The sequence below is a fragment of the Streptomyces sp. PA03-1a genome, from assembly GCF_033792805.1.
Taxonomy (GTDB): Bacteria; Actinomycetota; Actinomycetes; order Streptomycetales; family Streptomycetaceae; genus Actinacidiphila.
The window spans coordinates 21,093-28,262 of record NZ_JARAVO010000115.1 but is presented as its reverse complement, the minus strand read 5'-3'; the positions used below and the strand labels follow the sequence as shown (position 1 = coordinate 28,262).

Genomic DNA, 7,170 nt, shown 5'->3' with positions numbered 1-7,170 from the left:
CACCGGGCTACGGCTACCCGCAGCAGCCCACGGCCCCGCAGCCGGCCCCTGGCTACGGCTACCCGCAGCAGCCCGGCCCGTACGGTCAGCAGTCCGGCCCGTACGCCCAGCAGCCGGGTCCCTACGGTCAGCAGCCCGGCGCCTGGGGTGCCCCGCCGCCGCCGTCCGGGGGCAAGGGCAAGATCATCGGCATCGTGGTCGGCGTCGTGGTCGCCGTCGCGGTCATAGGCGGCGGCATCCTCGCCCTCACGGGCAGCGGCGGCAGCGGCGGTGACCACAAGCTCGCCATGCCGGCCACGCTGCTGGACGGTCAGTACACCAAGTCCGGCAACGACCCCGGACTCAGCAACGGCGAGACCGGGGACGACACCGGCATCGACGACGCCACCACGGTCTCCGGAAACTACAAGAAGGGCGCCACCGAGCAGCTGATCGTCACCGGCGCCTACGGTGACGTCAGCGACCCGGGCAGCGTGCTGGACAAGATGCTCGCCGCCTTCACCTCCAAGGCCGGCAGCTCCGGCGGCGAGGCCCCGAAGGAGGTCCACCCCACGGGCTTCGACGGCGACATCATGAAGTGCGGCACGATCGGCTCGGCCGGGGTCAGCTTCCCGTACTGCGCATGGGCCGACGACAGCACGGTCGCCATGGCCATGGACATGAACGTCGACATCACCGGCGCCACCGAGCCCCCCTCCCTCTCGGAGTGGGCGGACAGCACCGTGAAGATCCGCGACGAGGTCCGCGTCAAGAAGTGACCCGCCCCGTACGGCGAAGGGGGCGCCCGGCAGCTGCCGGGCGCCCCCTTTCGTGTGCCGGGGTGCGCTACGCGCTCTTCTGCTCGCCCTTGCCGATGATGCGGGGCTCGCGCGGGACCAGGGTCGGGTTCACGTTGGAGTGGACGACGTCCTCGCTGATGACGACGCGGGCGACGTCCTTGCGCGAGGGCACCTCGTACATCACCGACATCAGCACCTCCTCCATGATGGCGCGCAGGCCGCGGGCGCCGGTCTGGCGGAGGATGGCCTGGTCGGCGATGGCCTCCAGGGCGCCGCGCTCGAACTCGAGCTCGACACCGTCGAGCTCGAAGAGCCGCTGGTACTGCTTGACCAGGGCGTTGCGCGGCTCCACCAGGATCTGCAGCAGCGCCTCACGGTCGAGGTTGTGCACGCTGGTGATGACCGGCAGACGGCCGATGAACTCGGGGATCATGCCGAACTTCACCAGGTCCTCCGGCATGACCTCGGAGAACTGGTCGGCGGAGTCGATCTCCCGCTTGGAGCGGATGGTCGCGCCGAAACCGATGCCCTTCGCGCCGGCCCGTGACTCGATGATCTTCTCCAGCCCGGCGAAGGCACCGCCGACGATGAAGAGCACGTTGGTGGTGTCGATCTGGATGAACTCCTGGTGCGGGTGCTTGCGCCCGCCCTGCGGCGGCACCGAGGCGGTGGTGCCCTCCAGGATCTTCAGCAGCGCCTGCTGCACGCCCTCGCCGGAGACGTCGCGGGTGATCGACGGGTTCTCGCTCTTGCGGGCGACCTTGTCGATCTCGTCGATGTAGATGATCCCCGTCTCGGCCTTCTTGACGTCGTAGTCGGCCGCCTGGATCAGCTTGAGCAGGATGTTCTCGACGTCCTCGCCGACGTACCCGGCCTCGGTCAGCGCGGTGGCGTCCGCGATGGCGAACGGCACGTTCAGCATCCGGGCCAGGGTCTGGGCGAGCAGGGTCTTGCCGGAGCCCGTGGGACCGAGCAGCAGGATGTTGGACTTGGCGAGCTCGATGCCGTCGTCGTGGCCGCGGCCGCCGCCGTTCTCGCCGGCCTGCACCCGCTTGTAGTGGTTGTAGACCGCCACGGAGAGCGCCTTCTTCGCCGGCTCCTGGCCGACGACGTAGCTCTCGAGGAACTCGTAGATCTCGCGCGGCTTCGGCAGGTCCTCCCACCGCACCTCGGAGGACTCTGCGAGCTCCTCCTCGATGATCTCGTTGCAGAGGTCGATGCACTCGTCGCAGATGTACACACCGGGTCCTGCGATGAGCTTCTTCACCTGCTTCTGGCTCTTTCCGCAGAACGAGCACTTGAGCAGATCGCCGCCGTCACCGATGCGTGCCACGAGGTGCTTCCCCTTCGCCTGGGTCCCGTCAGTTCGACGAGTCCTGGTGCTTGCCTATCGACGGTACCTTGCCGCGCCCCCAGTGCGGGCCCCCCTTGGAGCTACTGGGCCGTGACCTGCACAACCCCGCGGCTCCAAGAGGGGACTTCTTGTCGCAGAATGCCCTGCCGGGCGTCAGACCGCGACCGCCGAACCCTTGCGGGTCGAGACGATCTGGTCGACCAGACCGTAGGAGAGGGCCTCCTCGGCCGTGAGGATCTTGTCGCGCTCGATGTCGTCGCGGATCTTCTCGATCGGGGTGCTGGAGTGCTTGGCCAGCATCTCCTCCAGCTGGGCCCGCATCCGCAGGATCTCGTTGGCGGCGATCTCCAGGTCCGAGACCTGGCCGCGGCCGGTCTCGCTGTACGGCTGGTGGATCAGGATGCGGGCGTTCGGCAGCGCCATCCGCTTGCCGGGCGTGCCGGCGGCGAGCAGCACGGCCGCGGCGGAGGCCGCCTGGCCCATGCAGACCGTCTGGATGTCGGGCTTCACGAACTGCATCGTGTCGTAGATGGCCGTCAGCGCCGTGAAGGAGCCGCCGGGGCTGTTGATGTAGACCGAGATGTCGCGGTCCGGGTCCATCGACTCCAGGCACAGCAGCTGCGCCATGACGTCGTTGGCGGAGGCGTCGTCGATCTGCACCCCGAGGAAGATCACGCGCTCCTCGAAGAGCTTCGCGTACGGGTCGTACTCGCGGATGCCCTGCGAGGTGCGCTCCACGAAGCGCGGCACCACGTAGCGGGCCTCGGCGGCGTTCGTGCGGTCGTACATGCCGCTGCCGGGGAAGTTCTGGGTGGTCACGTTCACCGTCCTGAAGATGAGCAGTGGGCTGGGGTCGGTCCTGCGGGGCAGTACGGGCGTCAGGCCCGGTCAGGCCCCGGTGCCGCCGCCGCCCGGCACGTTCACGGCGTGCGTGATGACGTCGTCGATCAGGCCGTACTCCTTGGCCGCCTCGGCGGAGAACCAGCGGTCGCGGTCGGAGTCACGGGTGATCGCCTCGACGCTCTGGCCGGAGTGCTCCGCGATGAGCTCGGCCATGCGCTTCTTCGTGCGCAGCAGCTGCTCGGCGTGGATCTTGATGTCGGAGGCCGAGCCGGCGAGGCCGGCGGAGGGCTGGTGCATCAGGATGTCGGTGTTCGGCAGCGAGAAGCGCTTGCCGGGGGTGCCGGCCGTCAGCAGGAACTGGCCCATGGAGGCCGCGAGGCCCATGGCGATGGTGACCACGTCGTTCTTGATGAACTGCATGGTGTCGTAGATCGCCATGCCGGCCGTCACGGAACCGCCGGGGCTGTTGATGTAGAGGTAGATGTCCTTGTCCGGCTCGGCGGCAAGGAGGAGCAGCTGCGCGGTGATCTTGTTGGCGATGTCGTCGTCCACCGGCTGGCCGAGGAAGATGATCCGCTCGCCGAGCAGCCGGTTGTAGACCTGGTCGCCGAGGCCACCGATGGTCGGCTCGCCGGCGGCGGAAGGCATCGGAGTCGTCACGTATCCACCTGCTCGTTGTCGGACGGCGCGGACGCCGTCACAGGGTCTTCTCGTAGGGCACGGGCCCTCGTACTTACGGACCCTAACGCGCAGGTGGGGCCCAGCAATCCCCCACGCGGAACTGTTCGCTGTCAGCGCAGGCAGGGTGTAAGCGGAGAGCGAAACCGAACAGAACGGGCCCGGACGAACTGGTCGTCCGGGCCCGTCGGATGGTGCTGCGGGGCGAGGCTCAGGCCTCGGAGCCCTCACCCTTGGCGGTCTCGGCGTCCGTGTCCTCGGAGGTGGCCTCGACCGTCTCGCCGGTCTCGTCCTCCTCGTCCTCCAGGTCGACGACCTCGCCGTTGGTGTCCTTGACCGTGGCGGCCTCGACGACCAGGGCCAGCGCCTTGCCGCGGGCGACCTCACCGACGAGCAGCGGCACCTGGCCGCCCTCGACGACCGCCTGGGCGAACTGGTCCGGGCTCATGCCGGAGGAGGCGGCACGGCGCATGAGGTGCTCGGTGAGCTCCTCCTGGTTGACCGAGAGCTTCTCGGTGGAGACGAGCTCGTCCAGGACGAACTGGGTCTTGATGCCCTTCTTCGCCTGCCCCTCGATCTCCTGGTCGTACTCCTCGCGGGTCTTGCCCTCGTTCTCCAGGAAGGAGTCCCAGTCCAGGCCCATGGCCGGGAACTGGTGGTGCTCCAGGTTGTGGACGCGGGTCTCGATCTCGTCCTTGAGCAGCTTCTCCGGCAGCGGGATGTCGACCAGCTCCAGGAGGGCGTCCAGCACCTTCTCCTGCGCCTGGGTGGCCTGGTCGTACTGCTTGATGCGCTCCTGGCGCTTCACGGCGTCGGCGCGGAGCTCCTCGAGGGTGTCGAACTCGCTCGCCAGCTGGGCGAAGTCGTCGTCCAGCTCGGGCAGCTCACGGGCCTGGACGGTGGTGACGTCCACCTTGACCTGGGCCTGCTTGCCGGCGGCGGAGCCGCCCTTGAGCTCGGAGGTGAAGGTGGCCGAACCGCCGGCCTCCAGGCCGGTGACGGCCTCGTCGATGCCGTCGAGCAGCTGGCCGGAGCCGATGGTGTAGGTGACGCCGCTGGCGACGCCGTCCTCCAGCACCTCGCCCTCGACCGAGGCCTCCAGGTCCACGACGACGACGTCGCCGTCGGCGGCGGCACGCTCCACGACGGTGGTGGAGGCGAAGCGCTCCCGCAGCTGCTCCAGGGCCTTGTCGACGTCCTCGTCGGACACCTCGACGGCGTCGACGGTGACCTCGATGCCGGAGTAGTCCGGGATCTCGATGACCGGGCGGATGTCCACCTCGGCGGTGAACTTCAGCTCCTGGCCGTCGTTGAACTCGGTGATGTCCACCTCGGGCTGGCCGAGGACGTTGAGCTCGCCCTCGTTGACCGCCTCCGTGTAGAACTTCGGCAGTGCGTCGTTGATGGCCTCTTCGAGGACCGCGCCACGGCCGAACCGCTGGTCGATGACGCGCGCGGGGATCTTGCCCTTACGGAAGCCCGGCACCGTGACCTGCTGGTTGATCTTCTTGTACGCCGCGTCGAGGCTGGGCTTGAGCTCCTCGAAGGGCACCTCGACAGTGAGTCGAACCCGGGTCGGGTTCAGAGTCTCGACGGCGCTCTTCACGGTTGGGTCTCCTTGGGGGCTTTACGTTGATGGGCGGCCGCTCGGCGATCGTGCGGGGCGGCTGGTGTTCGACCTGGCTTTTCCGCGTTTCAGTGGCCGACGACCCATCCTACCGGTACCACAATCCTGCGGCCGGGCCCTGCTCGGCACAGGGCGGCCGAGCACTGGTCGGGGTGGCCGGATTCGAACCGACGACCTTCCGCTCCCAAAGCGGACGCGCTACCAAGCTGCGCCACACCCCGTCGGTGCGACACGTAGAGTACATGCCTCCGCACACCCTGACGGCCATATGTGCCGTGCGCGGGAGCCGGGTCGATCGGCTACGATCTGATGTGCCAGAATGACTGGCCGTTGCGGGCGTAGCTCAATGGTAGAGCCCCAGTCTTCCAAACTGGCTACGCGGGTTCGATTCCCGTCGCCCGCTCTGCAGGACGTAGGCCCAGGTCAGGGGATGTATCCCCGAGCCTGGGTCTTCGTGTTCCCGGCAGCGGTCCAGGGCGGTGTGCCGGCCGCGTGCCCGTTCCGGCGGGAACCGTGTCCCGGAGCCCTTTATGATCATGACGTCGATCGCGTCGGCGATCTCGCGCTCCCGTTCCCGGTTGCCGGGCTGGTAAATCGGCGACGCCAGCGTGTCGCCCGTATGCCGAAGATCGTGGAATCGCGGACCCCCGCCGGTCGCTGGTGAGCTCCGCAATGGAACCGCGTACGCGAATCGTCCCGTGGTCGAGGTCGACATCCTGACGGGACAGACCGATTCAGCTCAGGGGTATGGACCGCGGATCAGGTCGTGATCCACCGCCGTGGCCATGATGCAGTCGAAGGAGTGACGAATAGAGCTCCGCCGTACGGAGGCGAGCGGACGCTCGCGCACCCTGCAGCGGCGTAACTCGCGAGAAGCGCCTTGCCCGTATCGGGGTAGCGCCAGTCCGCCGGCCAGTCGCCGGCCTCCCGCTCCGCGCGAAATGTCATCGGAGCGGGGGGCGACGCATGGTCAACGACGGCTCGTGGTGGTCGAGATGACCGGCTGAGTACCGTCAACGGCCATGACCATCAGGGCTGCGACGCGGTCGTCCCCACAGTGCGAGCGCCCTCCCGGGTTGTCCGGGGCTGTGGAAGAGCGCGCACACCGCCCACAAGGGGCGATGACACATGGGTGCCGGCTGCGGCAAGCACGGAAGGCTCCTCAGCGGAGTACGTTGGACACACCGAAGGCATTCCGAACCCCGGCTTCCGTGCCGGCGTCGTTTTCGGCGAATGCCTAGCCGGGCCAGTGAACGCATGGGCTTGATCCTTGATCACACGACGCACGATGAATCCCTCGGCCCTGACGGCGTACGACTCTCCCTGAAGCCGGTCACGGCCGCCCCGGGTCCCCTCGACGGAGCCTGGTGGCCCCGCTCACGCGATCTGGCGGCGGAACTCTCGGCACTTACGGCCACTCCGGACGCCCCATGGGGGCGGATCGCCCGTGTCGCCGTGAACCCGCACTTCTGGCCGGCCGTCCCCCGGAGGGTCGCCGTGGCCGGACATGTGGTGCCCGTCGATTGGTTCACAGCGGACCAGGACCCTCACAAGCTCCTGCTGCTCTCCCGCGACAGCGGACGCTGGGACCTTCTGGTCATTCCGCCGGAGACGGACTCCGCCACCGCCGCCCGCCTGTTGTCCGCCGCGGCCGATCCCCGCATCACCGCCACCGCCGGCCGCTTGTTGGCAGTGGAGCGCTCGCACGTCGCAGGAACCATATGAGGGTCTCGGACGCCCCCGTCACCGCTGCCCTCGCTGATGCGGCGAGCACCCTGGGAGCACTCATGAATCTGCGCGACACACAGCACGGGGGAACATACGGTTACGGCCCGCGCCTCCCGGTCGGGACCGGTCCGACCACACCGGCGGCGCCGGCACCGCCTCTC

General features: G+C 68.4%; 6 protein-coding genes and 2 tRNA genes. 3 read left to right on the top strand and 5 right to left on the bottom strand.

The window, feature by feature from the left end:
- Positions 1–758, top strand: a 758-nt coding sequence (locus PV341_RS24940; protein WP_500359007.1) for a hypothetical protein, incomplete at its 5' end; no start/stop codon positions are given.
- A gap of 67 nt (positions 759–825) precedes the next feature.
- On the opposite strand, the gene clpX is transcribed toward PV341_RS24940, so the two are convergent.
- The 5 genes from clpX to PV341_RS24915 all read right to left on the bottom strand — a co-directional run bounded on the left by clpX (position 826) and on the right by PV341_RS24915 (position 5,502).
- Entirely contained in the window at positions 826–2,112 is a 1,287-nt protein-coding gene (gene clpX / locus PV341_RS24935; protein WP_329187895.1) for an ATP-dependent Clp protease ATP-binding subunit ClpX, read from the bottom strand.
- A 174-nt stretch (positions 2,113–2,286) separates the two neighbouring features.
- A complete protein-coding gene (locus tag PV341_RS24930) occupies positions 2,287–2,922 on the bottom strand; it encodes an ATP-dependent Clp protease proteolytic subunit (RefSeq protein ID WP_499516835.1) in 636 nt (211 codons plus the stop codon).
- Positions 2,923–3,021: 99 nt separating this feature from the next.
- Positions 3,022–3,624, bottom strand: a complete 603-nt coding sequence (locus PV341_RS24925; protein WP_319156002.1) for an ATP-dependent Clp protease proteolytic subunit — start codon at positions 3,622–3,624, stop codon at positions 3,022–3,024.
- Between the two features lie 241 nt (positions 3,625–3,865).
- Entirely contained in the window at positions 3,866–5,260 is a 1,395-nt protein-coding gene (tig, locus tag PV341_RS24920) for a trigger factor (RefSeq protein ID WP_500322930.1), read from the bottom strand.
- A 165-nt stretch (positions 5,261–5,425) separates the two neighbouring features.
- Positions 5,426–5,502, bottom strand: a tRNA-Pro gene (locus PV341_RS24915).
- Between the two features lie 111 nt (positions 5,503–5,613).
- Here PV341_RS24915 and PV341_RS24910 point away from each other — a divergent pair.
- Positions 5,614–5,684: transfer RNA gene (locus PV341_RS24910), tRNA-Gly, on the top strand.
- A 725-nt stretch (positions 5,685–6,409) separates the two neighbouring features.
- Positions 6,410–7,006 carry a DUF5994 family protein gene (locus PV341_RS24905; protein ID WP_500322929.1) on the top strand — a complete coding sequence of 199 codons (597 nt, stop codon included), beginning with the start codon at positions 6,410–6,412 and terminating at the stop codon, positions 7,004–7,006.
- Positions 7,007–7,170 lie beyond the last annotated feature (164 nt).

Coding starts and splice junctions, on each gene's coding strand:
- PV341_RS24925 (WP_319156002.1), bottom strand. CDS start 3,624: ATGCCTTCCGCCGCCGGCGAGCCGACCATCGGTGGCCTCGGCGACCAG.
- PV341_RS24905 (WP_500322929.1), top strand. CDS start 6,410: ATGGGTGCCGGCTGCGGCAAGCACGGAAGGCTCCTCAGCGGAGTACGT.
- PV341_RS24930 (WP_499516835.1), bottom strand. CDS start 2,922: ATGTACGACCGCACGAACGCCGCCGAGGCCCGCTACGTGGTGCCGCGC.